General features: G+C 62.5%; 23 protein-coding genes. 13 read left to right on the plus strand and 10 right to left on the minus strand.

The features are described 5' to 3' along the window. The first annotated feature begins 92 nt into the window (after positions 1-92). The 4 genes from N005_RS09895 (at position 93) to N005_RS09910 (ending at position 5018) form a co-directional block, all read left to right on the plus strand. Complete coding sequence (locus N005_RS09895) at positions 93-2843, plus strand: response regulator (protein ID WP_047701047.1); 2751 nt, start codon at positions 93-95, stop codon at positions 2841-2843. Between the two features lie 67 nt (positions 2844-2910). Further along, positions 2911-3900, plus strand: a complete 990-nt coding sequence (locus tag N005_RS09900; protein ID WP_047701048.1) for a 2-hydroxyacid dehydrogenase — start codon at positions 2911-2913, stop codon at positions 3898-3900. 279 nt (positions 3901-4179) lie between these two features. Next, positions 4180-4614 (plus strand): hypothetical protein, encoded by a 435-nt coding sequence (locus tag N005_RS09905; protein ID WP_047701049.1) that lies wholly within the window; start codon positions 4180-4182, stop codon positions 4612-4614. Continuing rightward, complete coding sequence (locus N005_RS09910) at positions 4614-5018, plus strand: META domain-containing protein (protein ID WP_047701050.1); 405 nt, start codon at positions 4614-4616, stop codon at positions 5016-5018. Before N005_RS09905 ends, N005_RS09910 begins: the two co-directional genes overlap by 1 nt. A 207-nt stretch (positions 5019-5225) precedes the next feature. On the opposite strand, the gene N005_RS09915 is transcribed toward N005_RS09910, so the two are convergent. Continuing rightward, complete coding sequence (locus tag N005_RS09915) at positions 5226-5693, minus strand: TlpA family protein disulfide reductase (protein ID WP_047701051.1); 468 nt, start codon at positions 5691-5693, stop codon at positions 5226-5228. An 89-nt stretch (positions 5694-5782) separates the two neighbouring features. Between N005_RS09915 and arsC the strand changes: the two genes are divergently transcribed. The 3 genes from arsC to N005_RS09930 are packed head-to-tail and all read left to right on the plus strand — an operon-like array spanning position 5783 to position 7156. Continuing rightward, entirely contained in the window at positions 5783-6136 is a 354-nt protein-coding gene (gene arsC, locus N005_RS09920; RefSeq protein ID WP_047701052.1) for an arsenate reductase (glutaredoxin), read from the plus strand. After that, positions 6133-6738 carry an NAD(P)H:quinone oxidoreductase gene (wrbA, locus tag N005_RS09925; RefSeq protein WP_041020225.1) on the plus strand — a complete coding sequence of 202 codons (606 nt, stop codon included), beginning with the start codon at positions 6133-6135 and terminating at the stop codon, positions 6736-6738. Before arsC ends, wrbA begins: the two co-directional genes overlap by 4 nt. Then, the gene (locus tag N005_RS09930) at positions 6731-7156 is read left to right on the plus strand and encodes a DUF2069 domain-containing protein (protein WP_047701053.1); all 426 of its coding nucleotides are present in this window, start codon (positions 6731-6733) and stop codon (positions 7154-7156) included. The genes wrbA and N005_RS09930 overlap by 8 nt, the downstream gene beginning before the upstream one ends. A 99-nt stretch (positions 7157-7255) precedes the next feature. Here N005_RS09930 and N005_RS09935 read toward each other — a convergent pair whose 3' ends face one another. Both N005_RS09935 and ttcA read right to left on the minus strand, forming a co-directional pair. Next, the gene (locus N005_RS09935) at positions 7256-7930 is read right to left on the minus strand and encodes a DNA-3-methyladenine glycosylase I (RefSeq protein WP_047701054.1); all 675 of its coding nucleotides are present in this window, start codon (positions 7928-7930) and stop codon (positions 7256-7258) included. Between the two features lie 19 nt (positions 7931-7949). Next, positions 7950-8774, minus strand: coding sequence for a tRNA 2-thiocytidine(32) synthetase TtcA (ttcA, locus tag N005_RS09940; protein ID WP_047701055.1), 825 nt, complete (start codon positions 8772-8774; stop codon positions 7950-7952). A gap of 333 nt (positions 8775-9107) precedes the next feature. Between ttcA and N005_RS09945 the strand changes: the two genes are divergently transcribed. Together N005_RS09945 and N005_RS09950 are read left to right on the plus strand one after the other, a co-directional pair. Then, a complete protein-coding gene (locus N005_RS09945) occupies positions 9108-9710 on the plus strand; it encodes a Yip1 family protein (protein ID WP_024779754.1) in 603 nt (200 codons plus the stop codon). A 156-nt stretch (positions 9711-9866) separates the two neighbouring features. Then, the gene (locus N005_RS09950) at positions 9867-10361 is read left to right on the plus strand and encodes a SprT family zinc-dependent metalloprotease (protein ID WP_047701056.1); all 495 of its coding nucleotides are present in this window, start codon (positions 9867-9869) and stop codon (positions 10359-10361) included. 118 nt (positions 10362-10479) lie between these two features. Here N005_RS09950 and N005_RS09955 read toward each other — a convergent pair whose 3' ends face one another. Both N005_RS09955 and N005_RS09960 read right to left on the minus strand, forming a co-directional pair. Continuing rightward, positions 10480-11661, minus strand: coding sequence for a CaiB/BaiF CoA transferase family protein (locus tag N005_RS09955; protein WP_047701057.1), 1182 nt, complete (start codon positions 11659-11661; stop codon positions 10480-10482). Positions 11662-11957: 296 nt separating this feature from the next. After that, the gene (locus tag N005_RS09960; protein ID WP_047701058.1) at positions 11958-13310 is read right to left on the minus strand and encodes a dicarboxylate/amino acid:cation symporter; all 1353 of its coding nucleotides are present in this window, start codon (positions 13308-13310) and stop codon (positions 11958-11960) included. Positions 13311-13644: 334 nt separating this feature from the next. Between N005_RS09960 and N005_RS09965 the strand changes: the two genes are divergently transcribed. After that, positions 13645-14643 carry an AraC family transcriptional regulator gene (locus N005_RS09965; protein ID WP_047701059.1) on the plus strand — a complete coding sequence of 333 codons (999 nt, stop codon included), beginning with the start codon at positions 13645-13647 and terminating at the stop codon, positions 14641-14643. 135 nt (positions 14644-14778) lie between these two features. Here the strand turns inward: N005_RS09965 and N005_RS09970 are convergent, their stop codons facing one another. The 3 genes from N005_RS09970 to N005_RS09980 all read right to left on the minus strand — a co-directional run bounded on the left by N005_RS09970 (position 14779) and on the right by N005_RS09980 (position 17503). Then, complete coding sequence (locus N005_RS09970; RefSeq protein WP_047701060.1) at positions 14779-16125, minus strand: ATP-binding protein; 1347 nt, start codon at positions 16123-16125, stop codon at positions 14779-14781. Then, positions 16122-16799: a response regulator gene (locus tag N005_RS09975; RefSeq protein ID WP_047701061.1), complete on the minus strand. Its 678-nt coding sequence runs from the start codon at positions 16797-16799 to the stop codon at positions 16122-16124. Before N005_RS09975 ends, N005_RS09970 begins: the two co-directional genes overlap by 4 nt. 104 nt (positions 16800-16903) lie before the next feature. Then, positions 16904-17503 carry an outer membrane beta-barrel protein gene (locus N005_RS09980; RefSeq protein WP_047701062.1) on the minus strand — a complete coding sequence of 200 codons (600 nt, stop codon included), beginning with the start codon at positions 17501-17503 and terminating at the stop codon, positions 16904-16906. A 156-nt stretch (positions 17504-17659) separates the two neighbouring features. Between N005_RS09980 and N005_RS09985 the strand changes: the two genes are divergently transcribed. Continuing rightward, positions 17660-18451 (plus strand): dienelactone hydrolase family protein, encoded by a 792-nt coding sequence (locus N005_RS09985; RefSeq protein ID WP_047701063.1) that lies wholly within the window; start codon positions 17660-17662, stop codon positions 18449-18451. A gap of 111 nt (positions 18452-18562) precedes the next feature. Continuing rightward, positions 18563-19288 carry a 4'-phosphopantetheinyl transferase family protein gene (locus tag N005_RS09990; RefSeq protein ID WP_197678634.1) on the plus strand — a complete coding sequence of 242 codons (726 nt, stop codon included), beginning with the start codon at positions 18563-18565 and terminating at the stop codon, positions 19286-19288. Between the two features lie 117 nt (positions 19289-19405). On the opposite strand, the gene N005_RS09995 is transcribed toward N005_RS09990, so the two are convergent. Together N005_RS09995 and N005_RS10000 are read right to left on the minus strand one after the other, a co-directional pair. Continuing rightward, positions 19406-21016 carry an ATP-binding protein gene (locus N005_RS09995; RefSeq protein WP_047701065.1) on the minus strand — a complete coding sequence of 537 codons (1611 nt, stop codon included), beginning with the start codon at positions 21014-21016 and terminating at the stop codon, positions 19406-19408. Then, positions 21013-21735, minus strand: a complete 723-nt coding sequence (locus tag N005_RS10000; protein WP_047701066.1) for a response regulator — start codon at positions 21733-21735, stop codon at positions 21013-21015. The genes N005_RS09995 and N005_RS10000 overlap by 4 nt, the downstream gene beginning before the upstream one ends. 890 nt (positions 21736-22625) lie before the next feature. On the opposite strand from N005_RS10000, the gene N005_RS10005 reads away from it, so the two are divergent. Beyond that, complete coding sequence (locus N005_RS10005; RefSeq protein WP_047701067.1) at positions 22626-25517, plus strand: ribonucleoside-diphosphate reductase subunit alpha; 2892 nt, start codon at positions 22626-22628, stop codon at positions 25515-25517. The last annotated feature ends 144 nt before the right edge of the window (positions 25518-25661 follow it).

Genomic DNA, 25661 nt, shown 5'->3' on the forward strand with positions numbered 1-25661 from the left:
GAGATTGCCCGCCTGCAAATCGCTACACTGCGCAGGTATTGCGTGCCGGATGCGCGCGAAGTCGATCGAACCGCTGGATGCAGGAGACAAGTGTGCTGAAGAAACTGGGGATCAAAGGCCGCGTGCTGTTGCTGACCTTGTTGCCGACCAGCCTGATGGCGCTGGTCCTGGGCGGCTATTTCACCTGGATGCAGCAAGCGGACCTGCATGCCCAGTTGCTGCAGCGTGGCGAGATGATCGCCGAACAGCTTGCACCGCTGGTCGCCCCGGCCATGAGTCGCCAGGACAGCGATCTGCTGGAGCGCATCGCCACCCAGTCCCTTGAACAGGCGGACGTGCGCGCCGTGACCTTCCTCGCCCCCGACCGCACGCCACTGGCCCATGCCGGCCCGACCATGCTCAACCGTGCACCGGAGGGCAACAGTGCCCAACTGCTGCAACGCACCGGCAACGATGCCACGCGCTACCTGCTGCCGGTATTCGGCAAGCATCGCAACCTCGCCGGCGAACTGATCCCCGAAGAAGCCGACCGCCTGCTGGGCTGGGTCGAGCTGGAGTTGTCCCACAGCGGCATGTTGCTGCGAGGTTACCGCAGCCTGTTTGCCAGCCTGTTGCTGATTACCGCCGGCCTCGGCCTGACCGGATTGCTGGCCCTGCGCATGGGCCGCACGATCAATCGACCGCTGAGCCAGATCAAGCTGGCCGTGGCGCAACTCAAGGATGGTCACCTGGAAACGCGCCTGCCCCCGTTGGGCAGCCAGGAGCTGGATGAGCTGGCGTCAGGCATCAACCGCATGGCCGGCACCTTGCAGAACGCCCAGGAAGAATTGCAGCACAGCATCGACCAGGCCACCGAAGACGTGCGCCAGAACCTGGAAACCATCGAGATCCAGAACATCGAGCTGGACCTGGCCCGCAAGGAGGCCCTGGAGGCCAGCCGGATCAAGTCCGAATTCCTGGCGAACATGAGCCATGAAATCCGTACGCCCCTCAATGGCATCCTCGGCTTCACGCACCTGCTGCAGAAGAGCGAACTGACCCCGCGCCAGCTCGATTACCTGGGCACCATCGAAAAGTCCGCCGACAGCCTGCTGGGCATCATCAACGAGATCCTCGATTTTTCGAAGATCGAGGCCGGCAAGCTGGTGCTCGACAGTATCCCTTTCAACCTGCGGGACCTGTTGCAGGACACCCTGACCATCCTCGCCCCAGCCGCCCATGCCAAACAGTTGGAGCTGGTGAGCCTGGTCTACCGCGACACACCGTTGTCGCTGGTGGGCGATCCGCTGCGACTCAAGCAGATCCTTACCAATCTGGTGAGCAACGCCATCAAGTTCACCCGCGAAGGCACCATCGTCGCCCGGGCCATGCTCGAAGACGAACACGAAGACAGCGTGCAATTGCGCATCAGCATCCAGGACACCGGGATCGGCCTGTCGAACCAGGACGTGCGGGCATTGTTCCAGGCCTTCAGCCAGGCCGACAATTCGCTGTCGCGGCAACCGGGCGGCACCGGCTTGGGCCTGGTGATTTCCAAGCGCCTGGTGGAACAGATGGGCGGCGAGATCGGGGTCGACAGCACACCGGGCGAAGGCTCGGAATTCTGGATCAGCCTGCGCCTGCCCAAGACCCGTGACGACGCCGAGGACCTGCCCGGCCCACCGTTGCTGGGTCGTCATGTGGCCCTGTTGGAAAACCACGACCTGGCCCGCCAGGCCTTGCAGCATCAGCTCGAAGACTGCGGCTTGCAGGTGACGCCGTTCAATACCCTGGAAAACCTGACCAATGGCGTGACCATCGCCCACCAGACCGACCAGGCCATCGACCTGGCCGTGCTGGGCATCACCAGCAACGACATGCCGCCGGAACGCCTCAACCAGCACATCTGGGACCTGGAGCACCTGGGTTGCAAGGTCCTGGTGCTGTGCCCGACCACCGAGCAGACCCTGTACCACCTCTCGGTGCCCAACCCCCACAGCCAGTTACAGGCCAAGCCGGCCTGTACCCGCAAGTTGCGCCGCTCGCTGTCCGACCTGGTCAACCCCCGTCCACCGCGCAACGAACCCAACGAACCGGTGGCCAGCCGCGCGCCCAAGGTCCTGTGCGTGGACGACAACCCGGCCAACCTGCTGCTGGTGCAAACCCTGCTCGAAGACATGGGCGCCAAGGTGCTGGCAGTGGAAAGCGGCTATGCCGCGGTCCAGGCCGTGCAGAAGGAAACCTTCGACCTGGTCCTGATGGACGTGCAGATGCCCGGCATGGATGGCCGCCAAAGCACCGAGGCCATCCGCCAGTGGGAAAGCGAGCGGCATTGCACGCCGCTGCCGATCGTCGCCCTCACCGCTCATGCCATGGCCAACGAAAAGCGCGCCCTACTGCAAAGCGGCATGGACGACTACCTGACCAAACCTATCAGCGAGCGGCAACTGGCCCAGGTGGTGCTCAAATGGACCGGGCTGGCCCTGCGCAATCAATCCCCGGAGCGAGGCTTCGACGCCCAGGGCGGCAGTGAGTTGCTGGTGCTCGATCCAGAAGAAGGCCTGCGCCTGGCCGCCGGCAAGGCCGACCTGGCGGCGGACATGCTGGCGATGCTGCTGGCCTCCCTGGAAGCCGACCGCGAAGCGATTCGCCAGGCCAGCGAGGCCAACGATCACAATGCCCTGATCGAGCGGGTTCATCGCCTGCACGGCGCCACACGCTACTGCGGCGTTCCGCAATTACGAGCCGCCTGCCAGCGCAGCGAAACCCTGCTCAAGCAACAGGATCCCAAGGCCGCGGCCGCCCTGGAAGACCTGGATCGCGCCATCGATCGCCTGGCCAGCGAGGCACGCATCAGCGCGTGATCCAGGACAACAGGCACACAAGCGATGGCGGCTAGACTGACACCCTTCAAAGTGCCAGGAGGCCGCCATGCGCGTGATTCTTTTCAACAGCCAGACCTACGATCGAGACAGTTTCACCAAGGCCCCGCGGCCCGCCGACGTTGAACTGCAATTCCAGCCCGCCCGCTTGAACCTGGACACCGTGGCCCTGGCCGAGCGGCACGATGTGGTGTGTGCCTTCATCAACGATGACCTGAGCGCCCCGGTGCTGGAACGGCTGGCGAACGGCGGAACCCGGTTGATCGCCCTGCGCTCGGCCGGCTACAACCATGTCGACCTGCCCGCCGCCAGGCGCCTGGGATTGAATATCGTCCGGGTGCCGGCCTACTCGCCCCATGCCGTGGCCGAACATGCGGTGGCATTGATCATGGCGCTCAACCGCTGCCTGCACCGCGCCTACAACCGCACCCGCGACGGCAATTTCAGCCTCCATGGCCTGACCGGATTCGACCTGGTGGGCAAGACGGTCGGGGTGATCGGCACCGGACAGATCGGCGCGACATTCGCGCGGATCATGGCCGGCTTCGGCTGCCACCTGCTGGCTTACGACCCCTATCCCAACCCTCAGGTCGAAACCCTCGGAGCCCGCTACTTGCCCCTGGCCGATCTGCTGGCGCAAGCGCAGATCATCAGCCTGCACTGCCCGCTGAACGAGCAGAGCCGGCACCTGATCAACGCCGACTCGCTGGCGACCATGCAACCCGGCGCCATGCTGATCAACACCGGGCGCGGCGGCCTGGTGGATACACCGGCCCTGATCGAGGCCTTGAAAAGCGGCCAATTGGGCTACCTGGGGTTGGACGTCTATGAGGAAGAGGCCCAGCTGTTTTTCAAGGACCGCTCCGACCAGCCCTTGCAGGACGACGTGCTGGCACGGCTGCTGACCTTCCCCAACGTGGTTGTCACCGCACACCAGGCATTCCTGACCCATGAAGCGCTGGACGCAATCGCCACGACCACCCTCGACAACATCGCGGCCTGGGCGAACGGCACGCCGCAAAACCTGGTGGACGACTAAGCCAACCGAACACAATCCCCTGTGGGAGCGAGCCTGCTCGCGATAGCGCCAGATCAGCCGGCATCGATGTCAACTGACAGACCGCTATCGCGAGCAGGCTCGCTCCCACAAGAAGAGGGGGGTGTTCGTCGCNAGGCCGTGTCAGTCGACATCTCTATCAACTGACAGACCGCTATCGCGAGCAGGCTCGCTCCCACAAGAAGAGGGGGGTGTTCGTCGCATCCGGGCCATCGCCACCCATGCCGCGTGCTAGCATGTCGCGCCTATTTTGGAGGACCCATGGCCGAGCACGATTTCCGCTACACCCTGATGAACCCGCAGCACACCCTGACCGAAGTCCGCGCATTGGCGCCGGGCCGCTATCAGGTCACCGGCAACGGCGGTTCGATCCAGGCCAACGACGTACTGCTGGTCACGCTGAAGGGCAGCAAGGATTTGTCCATGCGCCTGACCGTGGACACCGTTCGCCACCTGCTCAAGCCCATGGGTCAATGGACCGCCATGACCACCGGCCCGGTGTTCGGCGAATTGGCGATCCACACCTGGAAGGTCAATTGCGACAGTTGCGCCAAGGAACTGAGCTTCGAATTTGCCGTTGATGCCAAGCTCGGCGTCAAGGCGCAGAAGCCGGCCGCCAACGCACGCATCGCCGAGCTGGGCTGGTCCACCATGGGTGAAAAGCACCTGTGCCCGACATGCAGGGACGCCGCCTGATGAAACGTCTGGCCCTGTCCGCGTTGATCGGCATGAGCCTGCTGGGCTGTGCCGCCGAACCTGTACAGTTGCAACAGAACCGCAGCTACATCCTGGAATGGATCGGCGAACGACCATTGATGGATTACAGCCACTTGACCATCACCCTCGGTGAGGACGGCCGCGCCTACGGCAATGCCGGCTGCAATCACTGGTTCGCCCCCTATACCCTGGAAGGCCATCGCTTGAGCTTCGGCAAGATCGGCAGCACCCGCAAACGCTGCGGGCCGGCCGTGATGGAACAGGAGTCGCGATTCTTGCAGGCGCTGGAAAAGGTCGAACGCTGGGACATCTCGCCCATCGAGCAGATACGTTTCTGGCCGGCCCAGGGCAAGCCGCTGCGGTGGTGGCTGGAGGAAGGCTGATCCTCCAAACGGAATCTTGAGCCTGGCTGGGGCCTGTGGCGAGGGGATTTATCCCCGCTGGGCTGCGTAGCAGCCCCCTGCGTCTCGTCTGACACGCCACGGTGATAGCTGCATTTTTGGGGCTGCTTCGCAGCCCAGCGGGGCGGTGCGACGTTTCGCTAAATCCCCTCGCCACAACAGCCCTCACAACCTCTCCATCACAAATTGCTATTTAAGCGCCTGCAACGCCTCAAGCTTCGCCATCACCCCCGCCGCCGTCTGCTCACCCAGCAATTGCTCGCGCACCTTGCCTTCGTTGTCGATGATGTAGGTCACCGGCAACCCCTCACTGCGCGGCAGGTCGAAGATCTCGGCCGGGTCCCGGGCCAGCACGGTGAACCGGATACCCATCTTGTCGCTGGCGCTCTTGAGCTCCTCGCCCTGCACCTGATCGAAATTGACCCCGAACACACCGACGTTGCGTCCCTTGAGCTGTTCGACCAAGGCATTGAACTCCGGGATCTCGGTGCGGCACGGTGCGCACCATTCGGCCCAGTAGTTGATGACCAGCCACTGTTTGTCCAGCCGTTGCGAGGCGATCGCCTGGCCGTTCTGGTCGACGCCGTAGTCGTTTCCGCAACCGGCGAGCAACAGGATCCCCATGAATACCAATGCCGCCGTCAATCGCCTTGCCATGTGCCAATCCTTGTCTGAATGTGAACGCTGCCACGACCCATCGTGGCACAGTAGAATAGCCGCCACCTTACGCAAGATGCGACCCGCTCATGACCGATCTGACGCTTTATCACAACCCGCGCTGCTCAAAATCCCGCGGTGCGCTGGAACTGTTGGAGGCCCGGGGCCTGGCGCCCACCGTGGTCCGCTACCTGGAAACCCCGCTCGATGCAGCGCAGCTTGAACGGCTGCTGGGCAAACTCGGGATCACGGCCCGGCAACTGCTGCGCACCGGCGAGGACGAATACACCCGCCTGAACCTGGCCGACGAAAGCCTGAGCCAGGCGCAATTGATCGCCGCCATTGCCGCCCACCCGAAACTGATGGAACGGCCGATTCTCGAAACCGCCGACAAAGCCGTGATCGGCCGTCCACCGGAGAAGATCCTGGAGATCCTGCCGTGAGCACACCGTACATCCTGGTGTTGTATTACAGCCGCAGTGGCTCCACCAACGAAATGGCCCGGCAGATCGCCCGTGGCATCGAACAGGCCGGGCTGGAAGCCAGGTTGCGCACGGTGCCGGCGATTTCCACCGAATGCGAAGCGGTGGCCCCGGACATTCCCGAGCAAGGTCCGCTGTACGCCACCCTCGATGATCTGAAGAATTGCGCCGGCCTGGCCCTGGGCAGCCCGACCCGTTTCGGCAACATGGCCGCGCCGCTCAAGTACTTTCTCGACGGCACCAGCAACCTGTGGCTGACCGGTGCCCTGGTGGGCAAGCCGGCTGGGGTGTTCACCTCCACCGCGAGCCTGCATGGCGGCCAGGAAACCACCCTGTTGTCGATGATGCTGCCGCTGTTGCACCACGGCATGCTGATCACCGGCCTGCCCTACAGCGAGTCGGCCCTGATCGATACCGAGGGCGGTGGTACGCCCTACGGGCCGAGCCACCATGCCGGAAGTGACGGTAAAAGCGGCTTGAACGAACATGAAGTCGCCCTGTGCCGGGCGTTGGGTTCGCGCCTGGCGAAAACCGCACAATTGCTGGAGAGCGGCCGTGGCTAAAAAGCCGAAGATCCTTCCCTCCATCCAGTGGCTAGAGCCGCGCGTGCGTATTGCCCGCATTCTCAGCCTGCTGTGTTTTTTTGGCCTGGTGGGGGTGCTCAGCGTGTATTACCTGCTGATCGCCGACCTGCACGGCGCGCGTCCCTGGGTGATCCTGCTGATCGAATTGGTACCGCTGTTGATCCTGGCGCCCGGCATGCTCACCGGCAGCGCTCGCGGCCATTCATGGATGTGCTTCGTGGTGAACCTGTATTTCATCAAGGGCGCATTGGCGGCCTATGACCCGAACCGGCAGCTGTTCGGCGTGCTGGAAATGCTCGCGAGCGTGGCGGTGTTCTGCTCGGCGTTGGTGTATGTGCGCTGGCGGTTCCAGTTGAACCGGCGGTTGGCTGGCGAGGGCGACATCTCCGTCGCCTGACAGGCCGTCATCGCGAGCAGGCTCGCTCCCACAGGGGATTTTCGGCGTTCACAAATCCAGTGTGGGAGCGAGCCTGCTCGCGATAGGTGCGACTCGGTCTCAATGATTCACGGTATAAGCCAGCATCCTCGAAATCTGGCTCATCGGCCGGCCGCCACTCTCTTCATGCCACTGGTTGAAGGCATTCTGCACCGTCGCCAGGTCCCGCAGGCTGGTGGGGACTTTGTCGATGATGTCCTGGGCGTTGAGCGCCGCCACAACGTCGTTGCTGGTCACGAAGGTGTCCTTGCCCATCATCCGTAAAAAGTACGGAGCCGACAGGCCGCCCAGTTGATGGCCATGTTTTCTCAGGTAGGTCCACAGGCCAACGATGTCGTCCACCGGCCAGTCGGCGATCAGCGCGCCGAAGCTGCCTTTTTCATGGGCCGCGTCCAGTACCAGTTGCGCGTTGCGGGGCACGCTCTTGAGCTTGCCCAGGTGCCGGATGATCCGCGCATCCTGCATCAACCGCTCCAGGTGCTCGGCACTTATCAAGACGACTTTTTCCGGATCGAACTTGAAGAACACTTCTTCGAACGCCGGCCACTTGGCGTCTACCAGGCTGTGCTTGAGCCCGGCGCGAAAGATCCGCAGCGACATGGTCGAGAGGTAGCGGTCGTCGCCGATCTTGCGCAATTGCGCCGGGGTCTTGGGAACAGGCAGATGGGCTTCCAGTTCAGCCGCCGAACCGAAGCGGTTCAGACAGTACTCATGCAGCCACTTGTAATCGCGCATTCCCGCTCCTGGGGTCCGGTCAGAGGTTCACGACATTGACGAAGCGCGAAGCAGCGCTTTCATCGATACGCAGGTTGGTGAAATCGAACAGGTTGCGATCCGCCAGTTGCGACGGAACGACGTTCTGCAAACCGCGGAAGATGCTCTCGGTGCGGCCTGGCGTCTTGCGCTCCCACTCCTGGAGCATCTCCTTGACCACCTGGCGCTGCAGGTTCTCCTGGGAACCGCACAGGTTGCAGGGGATGATCGGGAATTGCTTGAGATCCGAATAGGCCTGGATGTCCTTCTCGCTGCAATAGGCCAGCGGACGGATCACCACGTTGCGCCCGTCATCGGCGCGCAGCTTGGGCGGCATGGCCTTGAGCGAACCGTTGAAGAACATGTTCAGGAAGAACGTCTCGACGATGTCGTCGCGGTGATGCCCCAGGGCCATCTTGGTCGCGCCGATCTCGTCGGCGAAGGTGTAGAGCGTACCGCGACGCAGGCGTGAACACAGCGAACAGGTGGTCTTGCCTTCGGGAATCAGCTCCTTGACCACCGAATAGGTGTCTTTCTCGACGATGTGGTATTCCACGCCCAATGATTCGAGGTACGCCGGCAGCACATGTTCGGGAAACCCCGGCTGCTTCTGGTCCATGTTCACCGCGACGATGTCGAACTTGATCGGCGCAACCTTCTGCAGGTGCATCAGCACATCGAGCATGGTGTAGCTGTCCTTGCCACCGGACAGGCAGACCATGACCTTGTCACCGTCTTCAATCATGTTGAAATCGGCAACCGCCTCACCGGCCAGGCGGCGCAGGCGCTTTTGCAGTTTGTTCTGGTTGACCGTGAGAGTGCCCATGACGCGAAATCCGTGAGGTGTGACGAAGGGGCGGCATTTTACGCAAAAATCCGAGGCGTGGCACCGTCTCCTGTGGCGAGGGGATTGGGATAAATCCCCATCCCCTCGCCACAGAGTTATTCGCTGGCTTCAGGACCGTACACACAGACCTATCCGCGATTAACCCGCCACCCTACAGCGCGATTTGCTCTAAGCCCCCCATCCCCCTGGGGATAACTCCTTTCTATACTGCGTCATAAGGTCGCACACATATTCAGACCTTTACTTACTTGGCCATTTGGCCCGTAGGCGCTCCGTTGGGGGGCGATGGCAATAACAAAGGAGTGACTGACTATGATCCATCATGTCGTGGGGCTCTTTACCCACCCTGATCAAGAATGGAAAGACATCCGTGGCGATCAGGAGGAAAGCATCAGCCACATGTACCTCACCCACACGCTGATCCTGGCGGCGATTCCCGCTGTGTCGGCGTTTATCGGCACGACGCAGGTAGGTTGGGTCATCGGCAATCGTGCTCCCGTGATGCTCACCCAGGAAAGCGCGCTGTGGATGACCATCATGTCCTACCTGGCCATGCTGGGCGGGGTCGCGGTCATGGGCGCATTTATCCACTGGATGGCCCGTACCTATGATGCCAACCCGAGCCTGGCCCGTTGCGTGGCGTTTGCCACCTACACCGCCACTCCCCTGTTCATTGGTGGGCTGGCAGCGCTCTATCCACACATGTGGCTGGGAATGATCGTGGGCACGGCAGCGATCTGCTACACGGTTTACCTGCTCTACGTGGGCTTGCCGACCTTCATGAATATTCCCCAGGACGAAGGCTTCCTGTTTTCCAGTTCGGTACTCGCCGTCGGCCTGGTGGTGCTGGTTGCCATCATGGCGTTCACAGTGATTGTCTGGGGGTTGGGCGTCGGCCCGGTCTATACCAACTGAAAAACCAAGGCTCTCCTATAAAAACAGGATCTGCCGACACAGGCCGCCGCAAGGCGGCCTTCCTGTAGCTGACTGAGGAAACGACCGCTGGGCACCTGAGCGATTCGCAACGGCCGATGCTTGCGGCATACTCGGGTTTCTGGAGACCCGTAAAGCATGCTCGAGCAACTCAATACCCGCGTCGAAGAGTGTTACCAACAAGCCGAATCCTTTTTCAAACGTCCTTTCAAACGCCCGGTGGTCAGCTTCAAATTGCGTGGCCAGAAAGCCGGTGTGGCGCATTTGCATGAAAACCTGCTGCGCTTCAATCCGCAGCTATACCGGGAAAATGCCGAAGACTTCCTCAAGCAGACCGTCGCCCACGAAGTCGCGCACCTGATCGCCCACCAGTTGTTTGGCGAACGCATCCAGCCCCATGGCGAAGAGTGGCAACTGATCATGCGCGGCGTGTACGAACTGCCGCCCAACCGCTGCCACACCTACGAAATCAAACGCCGCAGCGTCACCCGCTACATCTACAAATGCCCCTGCGAAGGCAGCGATTTCCCATTCTCGGCCCAACGCCATAGACTGGTGCGCCAGGGGCGGCGCTACCTGTGCCGCAGTTGTCGCGGGACGTTGGTGTTCAGCGGGGAGACGCGGATGGAGTAGCGGGATTTGTGCTGCCTGGGCCGGCCTCATCGCGAGCAGGCTCGCTCCCACATTGGATCTGTGAGCGCTACAAAACCCTGTGGGAGCGAGCCTGCTCGCGATGAGGCCCGCAAAAACACTACACAACCACCCCGGCATTCCGCAGTTGGGCAATCCGCTCAGCACTGAACCCCAACTCCCCCAATACCTGATCCGTATGCGCCCCCAACCCCGCGCCAACATGCCGAGGTTCGGGCAACCCTTCGGAGAACTTCAACGGACACGCCATCTGCGCCTGACTCGAACCATCGCCGCGGGGCACGTGGGTGACGACTTTCCTGGCCTGCAACTGCGGATGCCCGAGGGCTTCTTCCAGGTTCAACACCGGCTCGACGCAGGCATCGATATCGGCAAACAACCGGCAAAGTTCGCTGAAATCATGCTTCTCGAACTCGACTTGCAGCGCCTGCTTGAGCATCTGCTGTCGCTCGGGCTCGGGTGACAGGCCATGCACGGCCAGTTCCGGCCGGCCCAGGGCCTCACACAACGCTTGCATGAAAGCCGGCTCCAGGCTGCCCACCGACATCCAGCGACCATCCCGGGTGCGGTAATGGTCATAGAAGCTGCCGCCATTGAGCAGATGTCTTTCCCAGCCGGGTTCGACCCCACTGGCCAGGTAACCGGCGCCCGCCAGGGCGTTCAGGCTGAACACGCAATCGGCCATGCTCACATCCAGGTATTGGCCCTGCCCGCTCTGCTGGCGGGCAATCACCGCCGCCAGCAATCCGATTACGCCGTGCAGCGACCCGCCGGCGATGTCCGCCGCCTGGATGCCCAGCGGCAGCGGGCCGCTGTCGGCACGGCCGGTATGGCTGGCCAGCCCTGTCAGGGCCAGGTAGTTGATATCGTGTCCGGCGCGGTCCCGGTAGGGGCCGGTCTGGCCGTAGCCGGTGATCGACACGTAGATGAGCCGGGGATTGATCGCCTTCAACGTCTCATACCCAAGCCCCAGTCGCTCCATCACTCCGGGACGGAACTGTTCCAGCAAAATGTCGTAGTCAGCCAGCAACCGCTTGATCACCTCCAGCGCTTCCGGTTGCTTGAGGTCCAGGGCCAGGCTGCGCTTGTTGCGATTGAGGTAGGCATGGCTGGCGGAAACACCCCGGTCGTGGGGCGGCAGGACGCGTAGCAGATCCGGACGGGTCGGGGATTCGATACGCAGCACCTCGGCCCCCATGTCCGCCAGCAGCAGCGAGGCGAACGGGCCGGGTAGCAGGGTCGAGAAATCCAGAACCTTGAGCGATGCCAATGGACCTTGCATGGAGGGTCTCCGCTGGATGATGAGCAAAGACTAGGCAGGCGCTGGCGGCAAGGCAATTACCGCAGGTGTGGTTTGGGATGACCGATACGCTCACGCGTTCATCCGTGGCGAGGGAGCTTGCTCCCGCTGGACTGCGCAGCAGGCCCTCCTCGTCCTACCTGACATACCACAGTGGCGGGCGCATTGTCGGGGGCTGCTTCGCAACCCAGCGGGAGCAAGCTCCCTCGCCACAAAGGCAGTTGCGAGCTGGCATGAAAAAACCCGCCGAAGCGGGTTTTTTCATGCCAGCCTGAAGATTACTTCACAGCACCGGGAGCAGAGGTTTCAGCCGCCGCGATCTGCGCCGCCGCGATCTGCTCGTCGTCTTCACGGACGTCGGAGATGCCGCGGCCGCCGGAAGCCAGTTCGGTCTGCAACTGGTCTTCATCCAGCTCCTTGACCCACTTGGCAACCACGATGGTGGCGACAGCGTTGCCCACCAGGTTGGTCAGGGCGCGGGCTTCGGACATGAAGCGGTCGATACCCAGGATCAGTGCCAGGCCGGCCACCGGCAAGGTGCCCACGGCCGACAGGGTGGCCGCCAGTACGATGAAGCCGCTACCGGTCACGCCGGCAGCACCTTTGGACGACAGCAGCAGCACCAGCAGCAGGGTGATCTGGTGAGTGATGTCCATCGGGGTGTCGGTAGCCTGGGCGATGAACACCGCGGCCATGGTCAGGTAGATCGAAGTACCGTCGAGGTTGAACGAGTAGCCTGTCGGAATGACCAGGCCCACGACCGACTTCTTGGCACCCAGGCGTTCCATCTTGATCAGCATGCGTGGCAGGGCCGACTCCGACGAGGAAGTACCCAGCACGATCAGCAGCTCTTCACGGATGTAGCGCACCAGCTTGATGACGCTGAAACCGTGGGCACGGCAGATGGCGCCCAGCACCACCAGCACGAACACGATGCAGGTGATGTAGAAGCAGATCATCAGTTGACCCAGTTGCACCAGCGAACCGACACCATAGGCGCCGATGGTGAACGCCATGGCGCCGAAGGCACCGATGGGGGCCAGCTTCATGATCATGTTGATGATGATGAACATCACGTGGGCGAAGCGGTCGATGAAATCCAGCACCGGCTTGCCGTAGGCACCCAGGCGATGCAGGGCGAAGCCGAAGAGCACCGAGAACATCAGCACTTGCAGGATGTCGCCGTTGGCGAACGCGCCGACGATGGTGTTCGGGATCACGTTGAGGATGAAGGCGATGATGCTCTGGTCTTTACCAGCCGAAATGAAACCGGCGATCTTGCTGGTGTCCAGGGTCGACACGTCGATGTGCATGCCGTTGCCCGGTTGCACGACGTTGACCACGACCAGGCCGATCAGCAGGGCGATGGTGGAGACGATTTCAAAGTACAGCAGCGCGTAGCCGCCTGTCTTGCCGACCGATTTCATGTTCTGCATGCCGGCGATACCGCTGACCACGGTGCAGAAGATGATGGGGGCGATGACCATTTTGATCAGTTTGATGAACCCGTCACCGAACGGCTTGAGAGCCACACCGGTCTGCGGATAGAAGTGGCCGAGCAAAATACCGATGGCAATGGCAACGATCACCTGGAAATACAGGGATTTGTACAAGGGCTGACGAGTCGTCATGGCAAACCTTCCTCAAGCGTCCCGTGTGACAACATCCACCTGTCGTCCACGACACCTCAACTTTGCGAACCCTCCTGCACTGGAGGGATTTGTTTTGTCGGCTGCACAGGGGCAGACCTACGTAATGCATCGCAAAGCCCGTGCCATTTTCCAGAAAAGCCCTACAGCCGCCATGACAGACAGGTTTTGTGATTAATCACCGATTAAACGATAGCGTATAGGATGGCGGATTTCCGCCAACGGATGGGTTGCAGTTCCGGGATTTGGCGGATATCCGCCTTGTCGCGATGGGCCGCCCTGCTACCATCGCTCGCTTATCAAACGGATTGATGCCATGCGCCAACGCACGATCGCCAGTCACTTTGCCCGCGCCGCCCTGGGCGGCGCACGTCGCCAGGGGTTCGACTACCTTCCCCTGCTGCAACAGCTGGGCATCAGCCCTGAGCTGTTGGACGAGCCGCGCGCGCGCATCGCGCCGGAGCAGTTTGCCCGCCTGTTGCAATCATTGTGGCTGGCGCTGGGTGATGAATACCTTGGATTTGGCAGAGCCCCGAGCAAACCCGGGACGTTCGCCATGATGTGCCATACGCTGATCCATTGCCGGACCCTGGGCAAGGCGCTCCAACGTGGCCTGTTGTTCTATCGCCTGTTCCCCGGCGCCCCGGACCTGACGCTGGTGGCCGAAGGTGAACGGGTGCATCTGGTGCTGAACGATTCGGCCCTGTGGGACCCGGATCATTTCCTCGCCGAGAGCCTGCTGGTGGTATGGCATCGCCTCGCCAGTTGGCTGATCGGTCAGCGAATCACCCTGGAGCAGGCAAGCTTCAGCTATGCCAGGCCCGCCCATGGCGCCGAGTACGATTTGCTGTTCCCCTGTCCGCTGACGTTCGAGGCGCAACACAGCGGCCTGTTGTTCCACAGCCGCTACCTGGACATGCCGTTGCTTCAGGACGAACGAACCCTCAAGCGGTTTCTCGAACACTCCCCCGCCGATCTGCTCTCGCGCCCGGACGATGGTCACAGTCTGAGCAGCCAACTGCGTCGGTTGCTCGGCCGCGATACCGCACGCTGGCCGGATCTGGAGGCTGCCGCCGATCATCTGCACCTCAGTCCCCAGACCCTGCGCCGTCATCTGCGGGAGGAAGGCACCAGCTTCCAGGAACTCAAGGATCACCTGCGGCGGGATATCGCCATCTACCACCTGGGACGCGCGGAACTGTCGTTGCAGCAGATCGCCGAGCAGTTGGGATTCTCGGAGCCGTCGGCGTTTCACCGGGCGTTCAAGAAGTGGACGGGGCTGACGCCGGGGGCTTACAGGGAGCAGGAGAACTAAGGCTGGGGGTTTGCGGTGTACTGACTGCCGCCATCGCGAGCAGGCTCGCTCCCACAGGGCTTTGTGATCGGCACACATCCCATGTGGGAGCGAGCCTGCTCGCGATGGCGTCGGCGGCCCCACCACCCACCCCGGTCAAACCACCGGGAAAAGCACCCGGAACGCCGCGCCGCCCAGCTCCGAGTCGCCCAAGGTCAAGCGCGCACCGTAGCTTTCGATGATGTCCTTGACCACCGCCAGCCCAATCCCCTGACCCGGATGCTGGCGGTCCAGCCGCTCGCCGCGCTGGAGAATCCGCGCACGCTGGTCCGGCGGTACGCCCGGCCCGTCATCCTCGACACACAGCTCGGTCCCGCCGAGGGTCTGGTGCACGCTGACGCGCACTTCGCCCAGGCACAGCCGATAGGCATTCTCCAGCAGGTTACCGAGCATCTCCAGCAAGGCCCCCTGCTCGATCGGTACCTGGCAGTGCTCCGGCAGGTCGAAGCGGACGTTGACCCGCTTGTCGCGATAGACCTTGTCCAGGGTGTCGCACAGGCTTTGCAGCACCGGCCGCAAGCGCACCTGGTGGCGCACCAGCCCGCTCTTGCGCAGGCTGGCGCGCTGCAATTGGTAGCCGATCTGCTGGCTCATGCGCTCGATCTGGGTTTGCAGCACCCAGGCCTGCCCACGGTCTTCGGGGCGCCGGGCCATGTCTTCGCTGACCCCCTGCAACACCGCCAACGGCGTCTTCAGGCTGTGGGCCAGGTCGTCGAGGGAGTCGCGATAACGGCTGCGCTGTTCCCGCTCGCTGTACAACAGTCGGTTGAGGGAGCCGGTCAGGCGCAGCAGTTCCCGGGGATGCTCGGTACTGAGGCTCTCCCGGGTGCCGCCTTCGATTTCATCCAGTTCCTGGCTCAGCCGGCGCAACGCCCGCAGCCCCCAGGTCAGACCGATCCACAACAGCGCCAGCAACACCGCCAGCGCCGCTCCGAACCCCAGGTAGAGTTTGTCCCGCAGGCCCTGCAGGGTGACTTCGTAATCGCGCACCGGTTGCAAGGTAACGACACTGAACGCCGCATCCTGGCCGGCGAGCAACTTGATCTCGACGTCATAGACAAAGAATTCCTCGCCGCTCTGCTCGCGGATGCGGGCAAACTCGTTGCCCTGGCCGTCATAGCGAGGTGTGTAGTTGATGTTTTCTTCACGGGTCGCTTTCGACCGCCAGACCAGCCGCCCGTCGCGATCATAGATGTAGCCCAGCAGGCGAGCGTCGGCGAGATTGAAGCGCTCGTCGGGCAACTGTGCAGGCATCTTCAGGCGATTGTTTTCCACCCGGGCGGCGGAAATCAGCGTGGTCACATCCGAGGCCAGGCGTTGCTGGATGGATTCCTGCAACGCCAGGCTGAACGCGCCCTGCATGGCGGGCAGCAGCGCCAGCATGAACAACACAGCCAGGATCGTGGCCGCCAACATCAACCGCAGCCGCAGGGAACGAATCACTGGCAGCGCTCGTTGAACAGGTAACCCAGGCCACGCACGGTGTCGATCGGCTTGAAGCCGGAGGGGCCTTCGAGTTTACGGCGCAGGCGCCCGACCAGGACTTCGATGACATTGGGGTCGCGCTCGTCGTCATCGGGATACAGCTGCTCCATCAACCGGTCCTTGGCCACCACCTGCTGGTGATGGCGCATGAGGTATTCGAGGATGCGGTATTCGTAGGCCGTCAGCGCCAGGGGTTCCTCGTCGAGGGAAGCTTGCTTGCGGTTGAGGTCCAACAGCAACGGGCCGGCGACGATGGTCGACTGGGTAAACCCGCTGGAGCGGCGCAACAGGGCATTCAGCCTGGCCTCCAGTTCCTCAAGCTGGAACGGCTTGACCACGTAGTCATCGGCCCCGGCGGCCAGGCCTTCGACCTTGTCCTGCCAATTGCCGCGGGCAGTGAGGATCAGGATCGGAAAGGTCTTGTCCTGGGCACGCAGCCGGCGGATCAGCTCAAGGCCGCTGATCCCGGGCAGGCCAAGGTCGATCACCGCCAGGTCATGGTTGAATTCCGTAACCTGGTACAGCGCCTCCTCGGCATTGGCGACGGCCTGGACCACATGACCGCTGTCGGTGAGACGGGTTTGCAGGTGATGGCGCAACAGCGCTTCGTCTTCGACGACCAGTAACTTCATGGAGCCCTTCTCCAGGCAAATCAGATAATCCAGTGCTGTGCAGTGCAACGAAAGCCGCCGGATCGGCCCTGTGTGGGAGCGAGCCTGCTCCCACAAGGAACCGCTTAGAACGTGTAGTTGGCGGACAGGTAGGTCTGGGCGCTGCTGGTCAGGTCCAGCGAGCCCACCTTGTCGCCGCCGTGGGGGCTCATTTCGGTGCTGGCGTTGCTGCGCAGGTAACGGTAACCCAGTTCCACCGAGGTGTTCTGCGAAATTTGTTGCAGCACGCCGCCCTGCAGGCCTGCCGTGAAACCGATGTCGCTGTCGCGACTGAAACCTGGGGAATCCTGGGTCACCTTGGTCAGGCCCGCCGTCGCACCGCCGAACAGCTTGGTGCTGCCAGTGACCGGGTAGAACAGGTCGTAGCTGCCCAGCAGGTTTTCCTGGCGCAACTTGATGCCGTTATGGGTTCCCGAAACGTTGTCGTAGGTCGCGTAGTAGCGACCCTGGTCGTTCTGCTTGCCCAGGCGTAGGCCATAGGTGGTGTCCTTGCCAATCACGCCATCGGCGTTCGGATTGTTCAGCGCCTGGTCCAGGGCACTGGATTTCTTGACCTTGTCGCTGGTCTGGCCGAGGGTCAGGCTGGCGAAGTTGTCATCGGCGTGGGCCATGGCGCTGGCACCCAGCACAGTGAAAGCCAGCAGCAGTTTCTTCATGTGTGTCATGTTCAGGTTCCTTTGAAACGTGGGTGGTGTGTGAGGTCGTGATCACGTTAACCAGCGGTCCCTGAACACCCCTTGAACGTTCTCTGAACCTGCGCTGAACGAATCGGCTAGAGTGTCCTGTCTCGTGCGAACCATTTCTTTCAAGGAGATTTCCCCATGCGCAGGTTGCTCGCTGTTGTACTTCTGGCCTTGAGCGGCGCGGGCCACGCCGCCGTCCAGACCCAGGAGATGCCCTACACCAGTGCCGACGGCACGAAGCTGATCGGCTATTACGCCTACGACGATGCGATCAAGGGCCCGCGCCCGGGTGTGGTGGTGGTGCATGAATGGTGGGGGCTGAACGACTACGCCAAGCGCCGCGCCCGCGACCTCGCCGGCCTGGGCTACAGCGCCCTGGCCATCGACATGTACGGCGATGGCAAGAACACCGAGCATCCCAAGGACGCCATGGCGTTCATGCAAGCGGCGCTCAAGGACGGCAAGGCCGCCAGCGCGCGATTCCAGGCCGGGCTCGACCTGTTGAAGAAACAGCCCCAGACCGATCCCGACAAACTCGCCGCCATCGGCTACTGCTTCGGCGGCAAAGTAGTGCTGGATGCCGCTCGCCAGGGCGTTCCGCTGGCCGGCGTGGTGAGCTTCCACGGCGCCCTGGTGACCAACACCCCGGCCACCCCCGGCAGCGTCAAGGCGAAGATACTGGTCGAGCACGGCGCGCTGGACAGCATGGTCACCGAGGATAACGTCACCGCGTTCAAGGGCGAGATGGACAAGGCCGGCGCCGACTACAAGTTCGTCAGCCTGGAAGGCGCCAAGCACGGCTTCAGCAACCCCGATGCCGACCGCCTGAGCCATGGCGAACATGGCGGGCCGGACATCGGCTACAACAAGGCGGCCGATGAGCAGTCGTGGACGGATATGCAGAAGTTCTTCAAGAAGATCTTTGGTTGATCACTGAAGCTATCTGTGGCGAGGGGATTCATGCCCTCGCCACAACAATGTTCACAACTCCCCGGCATCACCCACTACCCAGCATCAAACCAACCCGGCAAAATGCCCGGCATGAACCGACTCCCTGCCCTGCCCGCCTGCTGCTCGCCTCTGGATGAAGATTGGCTGCTGCCTGACGCCCTGCCCGATACAATCCTGCTGAGCACCGGCTTCGATCCGCTGTTGTTTGTCGGCGAAGACTTCCCGAACAGTGCCATCGAGCCGCCCGCCAGCATCCAGCGTTCGGTGGCCAAGCGTCAGGCCGAATTCCTTGCCGGACGGATCTGCGCCCGCGCAGCCCTTTATCAGTTGAACGGCCAGCATTGCGTCCCGGCGATCGGCGACGACCGTGCCCCCATCTGGCCGGCCCATGTCAGCGGGTCGATCACCCACAGCACCGGTCGGGCGGCGGCCATCGTCGCTCGCAAGGACCGTTGGCAAGGGCTGGGGATGGACCTGGAGAACCTGCTCGACCCGGAGCGCGCCGAGCGGCTGGCGAGTGAAATCCTCACCCCGCCGGAACTGCAACGCATGGCCACCACCCGGCGAGATGACCGGGCCTTGCTGGTGACGTTGACCTTTTCGGTGAAAGAAAGCCTGTTCAAGGCGCTGTACCCGATCGTCGGGCAACGCTTCTATTTCGAGCATGCCGAGATGCTGGAATGGACCCACGACGGCCAGGTGCGACTGCGCTTGCTGACGGACCTGTCGGCCGAATGGCGCCATGGCAGTGAATTGCAGGCGCGGTTCGGGGTGAAGGATGGGCAGTTGTTGAGTCTGGTGGGCGTCAAGGCCTGAGGCTTTTGTATCGCTTTTGAAGGCCCCATCGCGAGCAGGCTCGCTCCCACAGGAGGAATGCGTTCCCATGTGGGAGCGAGCCTGCTCGCGATGAGAACAATCCAGTCGCTACATCCCTCAACCCCTGTCCTGATGCCTCGGCCAACTCAAGCTGAAACACGCCCCACCCAGGCTCTTGCTCTTTGCGATCAACGCCCGGCCGCCATGCCAGTAAATGATCCGTCGCACGATCGACAACCCCAGCCCATGGCCGCCCGAAGCACGGGCACGGCTGTCGTCCAGGCGCAGGAAGGGTTTGAACACCCGCTCCCAGGCCGCCTCCGGCACGCCAGGCCCGTCATCCTCGACGTCCACCCGGCAACGCAGTTGCCCCACCTGGTAGCTGAGGGTCACCCGGGACCTGGCATGGCGCATGGCATTGCTCACCAGGTTCTGCAAGGCGCGATGCAGGAAGCGTGGCTCGGCCTCGACCCAGGCACCGTCGCAATCGGCGGCAGACAGGCACAGGCCGCGTTCGACCGTGACCCCGACGCGCAACGGGCCCAACTCGTCGATCACCTGATTGACCAGCGCATCCAGGTCCACCCGCTGGAAATTCAGCGCCGGTGAGCCTTGCTCCAGTCGTGCATAGGTCAGCATCTCGTCTACCAACCGATCCAGGTCTTCGATGTCATGGTCCATGCCCGCCAGGTATTTTTCCCGGGCCTGGGGGGTGGCAGCGCTGCCAAGCATTTCCAGGCCGAAGCGCAGGCGCGCCACCGGGGTACGCAATTCGTGGGAAACCGCCCGCACCAGCTCACGCTGGATCGCCAACAGTTGTTGCAAGTGCTCGGCCATGCCGTTGAACGCGGCGGCCAACCGCCCGACCGAATCGGCACCGCGGGCCGGCACGCGGGTTTCCAGGCTGCCCTGGGCGATCTGGGTAGCGGCGGCCTCCAGGCCACTCAGGCGCCGTTCCAACTGACGCACCAACAGGTAGACGATCAACCCGATCAGGCTCAAGCCCAACGCCGCGATCAGTACCAGCCATTCGGGCGGGTAAGGGTTCATCTGGTACAGCGGGCCGATTTCCAAGACCCATGGCGTGCCCACCATCCCGGCGAACACCCGGATCGAATCGCCGCCCTTGCCCAGGGCCATCACCGTATCGCCCTCGGACACGCGACGGCGCTGGTCTTCGTCCATGTCCGCCTGCTCGGCGGTCATCAACCGCAGATCGAAACCGAAACCTTTTTCTTCCATGATCTGCGCAAGCCGCCGGGGTTGCTCGCCCACCGGGTAGCGAACCAACTCATCCGCCAGCAGGTAGATAGTCGCCCGGGCCAATTGCTCGCTGATCTGCTGGACTTCCCCTACCAACATCAATTGCTCGCCATCGCTGACCAGTCGATAGACCTTCGCCGCATGGGGCCCGGTCTGTTCGACCAGCGCCTGGCCACGCAGCACGCGGGTGCGCTGTCCCAGGTCCAGGTCGGTCTGGGCGAAGGTCTGCAACCCCAGGGGAATGCCCAGCAGCCGCTCCCACAGCAGCAACGCCCGGTGACGCTCGGTGTCGTTCATCGGCCGCAGGTTCTCGGCCATCAGGGAAAATGTGCCGTGGGCCAGGCGCTCGCGGTACTGCTCGCTGCGGGTCTGGTTGAGCAGGTGCAGGGCCAGCACTCCGAGCACCGCCACCAGCACCAGCGCCGCGCACATGCCGCCATAGATGCGCAGGAAAATCGAGTTCACGGTGCCGGGTCTACACAGGCTTCAGGCACGAACAGGTAGCCTTTGCTGCGGATGGTCTTGATCAGCCGTGGATGGTCCGGGTCATCGCCGATCTTGGGCCGTATGCGCGAGATGCGCACGTCGATGGAACGGTCCTGGCCGTCATAACCGATGCCGCGCAAGGCGGTGAAGATTTCCTCCCGGGACAGGATGCGCCCGGCGTTGGACACCAGCAGCCACAGGAGGTCGAATTCGGCGCTGGTGAGCTCGATGCCGTTGCCCTGCAACCAGGCCTCGCGCAAGGCGTCGTCCACCACCAGCGGGCCGAATTGCAGGCGCCGCGGCTTCTGGGGGGTCGGCTCCACCGGCTCGCTGCGCCGCAACAGGGCCTGGATGCGCGCCAGCAGTACCCGCGGGCGCACCGGCTTGCAGACGTAGTCGTCGGCGCCCAGGTCCAGGCCCTGGATCTGGTCGGCGTCGTCGGTGCGGGCCGTGAGCATCAGGATCGGCCCATCGTACTGTGCGCGGACCTTGCGGCAGATGCTCAGGCCATCTTCGCCGGGCAGCATCAGGTCGAGGATCACCAGGTCCGGCTGCTCGGCGATGATCCGCTGCACCGCTGCCGCGCCATCTCCTTCGATGGCGACACGCAGCCCGTTGCTTTCCAGGTAGTCACGGGTCAGCTCGGCCAGACGCTGGTCATCCTCGACAATCAGTAGCTGCCAGGCTTCTTGTTCCACTTGGGGCCTCGTGTTGCTGTGAATATAGAAAGAAGGAACGCCGCACTCACCCTGTGGCGAGGGGATTTATCCCCGCGGGGCTGCGAAGCAGCCCCAAATCAGTCACTTAGCTGTATCAGGCGGAACACAGGGGGCCGCTTCGCGACCCAACGGGGATAAATCCCCTCGCCACAGGGCATGCAGGTTCGCCCATCGATGCAGATGTCCTTCTTTTTGTCATGTCAAAAGAGGATAACCCTGTCCCACACACCGGCCGATTGTATAAACGGCGGCCCGGCAGAAAACAAGCGGACAAATGCGTTCGGTCGGGCGGGATTTGTGTGGTAACGTCCGCGCCCGCAAAAACCGGCAGGCTGTTTTCGACGCCTCGAAAACGATGAAAAAACGCCCGCTCCAGCAAGGTCGCGGCCTACAGCGCAGTTCGTTGTTTCGCACACAAATTACGCACAGGTTTATCCACAGGTAGTACGTTGCATTCATCCCCCAAAACGCATTATCTTGTAGCCCGCTGCGAAAAAACCCCTACATGTAGGGGTTGAAGCCAAAAACCAAACACAAGTCGGACCGAGAATTCAAGCGCTTTTTCGTGCCTCTTTCCACTTGAACAGCGTGTTTTCCCAAGACCAGACCGCCCCTGCGGATGGCCACTGTTTCAAGGGTCGAAAACGACCGAAACGGTACGGGTGTTGCAGTCCATTGCTGCTACCCCTGCAACCCGGTTTCGAGCCCAGGCTCGCAAACCATGAACTTCGGATGGAAGCAGCCCCACGGGCCTGCTTCCTACTGTCCCGAAGTTGTTATACCCGGCGCCAGTCGGTTGTAGTGCTTCAGGACGGAACGGTGGGCACCGTGATGGTGCCCAAACAAACATAGAGAACGTGGAGACACCCATGCACACCGACACAACTCGCGAGAACCCGCAGGGCACCGCGCCGCTGGCCGCCGATTCGACCCCGGATCTGGCCGCCACCGCGCCTGGTCAACTGCGCGTGATCAAGCGTAACGGCACTGTCGTTCCTTACACCGATGACAAGATCACCGTCGCCATCACCAAAGCGTTCCTCGCAGTTGAAGGTGGCACCGCAGCCGCTTCGTCGCGCATCCACGACACCGTGGCCCGCCTGACCGAACAGGTCACCGCGACCTTCAAGCGTCGCATGCCGTCGGGCGGCACCATCCACATCGAAGAAATCCAGGACCAGGTCGAACTGGCCCTGATGCGTGCCGGCGAGCAAAAGGTCGCGCGTGACTACGTGATCTACCGCGACTCCCGTGCCAAGGAACGCGCCACCCGTAGCCCGGCCGACGCACCGGTCCAGGCCCACCCGTCGATCCGCATCGCCCGCGCCGATGGCAGCCTGGCGCCGCTGGACATGGGCCGCCTGAGCACCATCGTCACCGAGGCCTGCGAAGGCCTGGAAGAGGTCGATGGCGACCTGATCCAGCGCGAAACCCTGAAGAACCTCTACGACGGCGTCGCGCTCAAGGACGTCAACACCGCCCTGGTGATGACCGCGCGGACCCTGGTGGAACGCGAGCCGAACTACTCCTTCGTGACCGCCCGCCTGCTGATGGACACCCTGCGTGCCGAAGGCCTGGGCTTCCTGGAAGTCGCCGAGAGCGCGACTCACCACGAAATGGCCGACCTGTACGCCAAGGCTCTGCCGGCCTACATCGCCAAGGGTATCGAATTCGAATTGCTGAACCCGGTCCTGGCTTCCTTCGACCTGGAAAAACTCGGCAAGGCAATCAACCACGAGCGCGACCAGCAGTTCACCTACTTGGGCCTGCAAACCCTGTACGACCGTTACTTCATCCACAAGGACGGCATCCGCTTCGAACTGCCGCAGATCTTCTTCATGCGCGTGGCCATGGGCCTGGCCATCGAAGAGAAGCAGAAAGAAGAGCGTGCCATCGAGTTCTACAACCTGCTGTCGTCCTTCGACTACATGGCGTCGACCCCGACCCTGTTCAACGCCGGTACCCTGCGTCCACAGTTGTCGAGCTGCTACCTGACCACCGTGCCGGACGACCTGTCGGGCATCTACGGCGCGATCCACGACAACGCCATGCTGTCGAAATTCGCCGGCGGCCTGGGCAACGACTGGACGCCGGTTCGTGCGCTGGGCTCGTACATCAAGGGCACCAACGGTAAATCCCAGGGCGTCGTGCCGTTCCTCAAGGTGGTCAACGACACCGCTGTCGCGGTCAACCAGGGCGGCAAGCGCAAAGGCGCGGTCTGTGCCTACCTGGAAACCTGGCACATGGACATTGAAGAGTTCATCGAGCTGCGCAAGAACACCGGTGACGATCGTCGTCGTACCCACGACATGAACACCGCCAACTGGATCCCCGACCTGTTCATGAAGCGTGTCTTCGACGACGGCAAGTGGACCCTGTTCTCGCCATCCGAAGTGCCGGACCTGCATGACCTGACCGGCAAGGCCTTCGAAGAGCGCTACGAGTACTACGAAGCCCTGACCGAGTACAACAAGATCAAGCTGTTCAAGGTCGTCCAGGCCAAGGACCTGTGGCGCAAGATGCTCTCGATGCTGTTCGAGACCGGCCACCCATGGCTGACCTTCAAGGACCCGTGCAACCTGCGCAGCCCGCAGCAGCACGTCGGCGTGGTCCACAGCTCGAACCTGTGCACCGAGATCACCCTGAACACCAACAAGGACGAGATCGCCGTCTGCAACCTGGGCTCGATCAACCTGCCGAACCACATCGTCGACGGCAAGCTGGACACCGCCAAGCTGCAACGCACCGTGAACACCGCCGTGCGCATGCTCGACAACGTGATCGACATCAACTACTACTCGGTGCCACAGGCGAAGAACTCCAACTTCAAGCACCGTCCGGTCGGCCTCGGCATCATGGGCTTCCAGGACGCGCTGTACCTGCAGCACATCCCGTACGGTTCCGACGCCGCGGTCGAGTTCGCCGACAAGTCCATGGAAGCGGTCAGCTACTACGCGATCCAGGCCTCCTGCGACCTGGCCGACGAGCGTGGCGCCTATGAGACGTTCCAGGGCTCGCTGTGGTCCAAGGGCATCCTGCCGCTGGACTCGCAACAGATCCTGATCGCGTCCCGTGGCGAGAAGTACATCGACGTCGACCTGACCGAGTCCCTGGACTGGGCACCGGTTCGCGCCCGTGTACAGAAAGGTATCCGCAACTCCAACATCATGGCCATCGCACCGACCGCCACCATCGCCAACATCACCGGCGTGTCGCAGTCGATCGAACCGACCTACCAGAACCTGTACGTGAAATCGAACCTGTCCGGCGAATTCACCGTGATCAACCCGTACCTGGTCCGCGACCTCAAGGCCCGCGGCCTGTGGGACTCGGTCATGATCAACGACCTGAAGTACTACGACGGTTCGGTACAGCAGATCGAGCGCATCCCGCAGGAGCTCAAGGAACTCTACGCGACCGCGTTCGAAGTGGACACCCGCTGGATCGTCGACGCTGCCAGCCGTCGCCAGAAGTGGATCGACCAGGCTCAGTCGCTGAACCTGTACATCGCCGGCGCCTCGGGCAAGAAGCTGGACGTGACCTACCGCATGGCCTGGTACCGTGGCCTGAAAACCACCTACTACCTCCGTGCCCTGGCCGCCACCAGCACCGAGAAGTCGACCATCAACACCGGCAAGCTGAACGCTGTTTCCAGCGGCGGCAACCACGGTGACGACTCGGTCCTGGCTGCTCCAGCCGGTCCGGCGCCAGTGCCAAAAGCCTGCGCGATCGACGAGCCGGATTGCGAAGCTTGCCAATAAGCTGAGCGGGTGGGCGCTGAAAGGCGTCTGCTGAAAAGAAGCCCCCGATAGACTGCTGGTTTATCGGGGGTTTTCTTTTGTCTGGAGGAAAGTGGTGGCCGGGCTGGCCCCATCGCGAGCGGGCTCGCTCCCACAGGGGAACGC

Source organism: Pseudomonas mediterranea CFBP 5447 (assembly GCF_000774145.1).
Taxonomy (GTDB): Bacteria; Pseudomonadota; Gammaproteobacteria; order Pseudomonadales; family Pseudomonadaceae; genus Aquipseudomonas; species Aquipseudomonas mediterranea.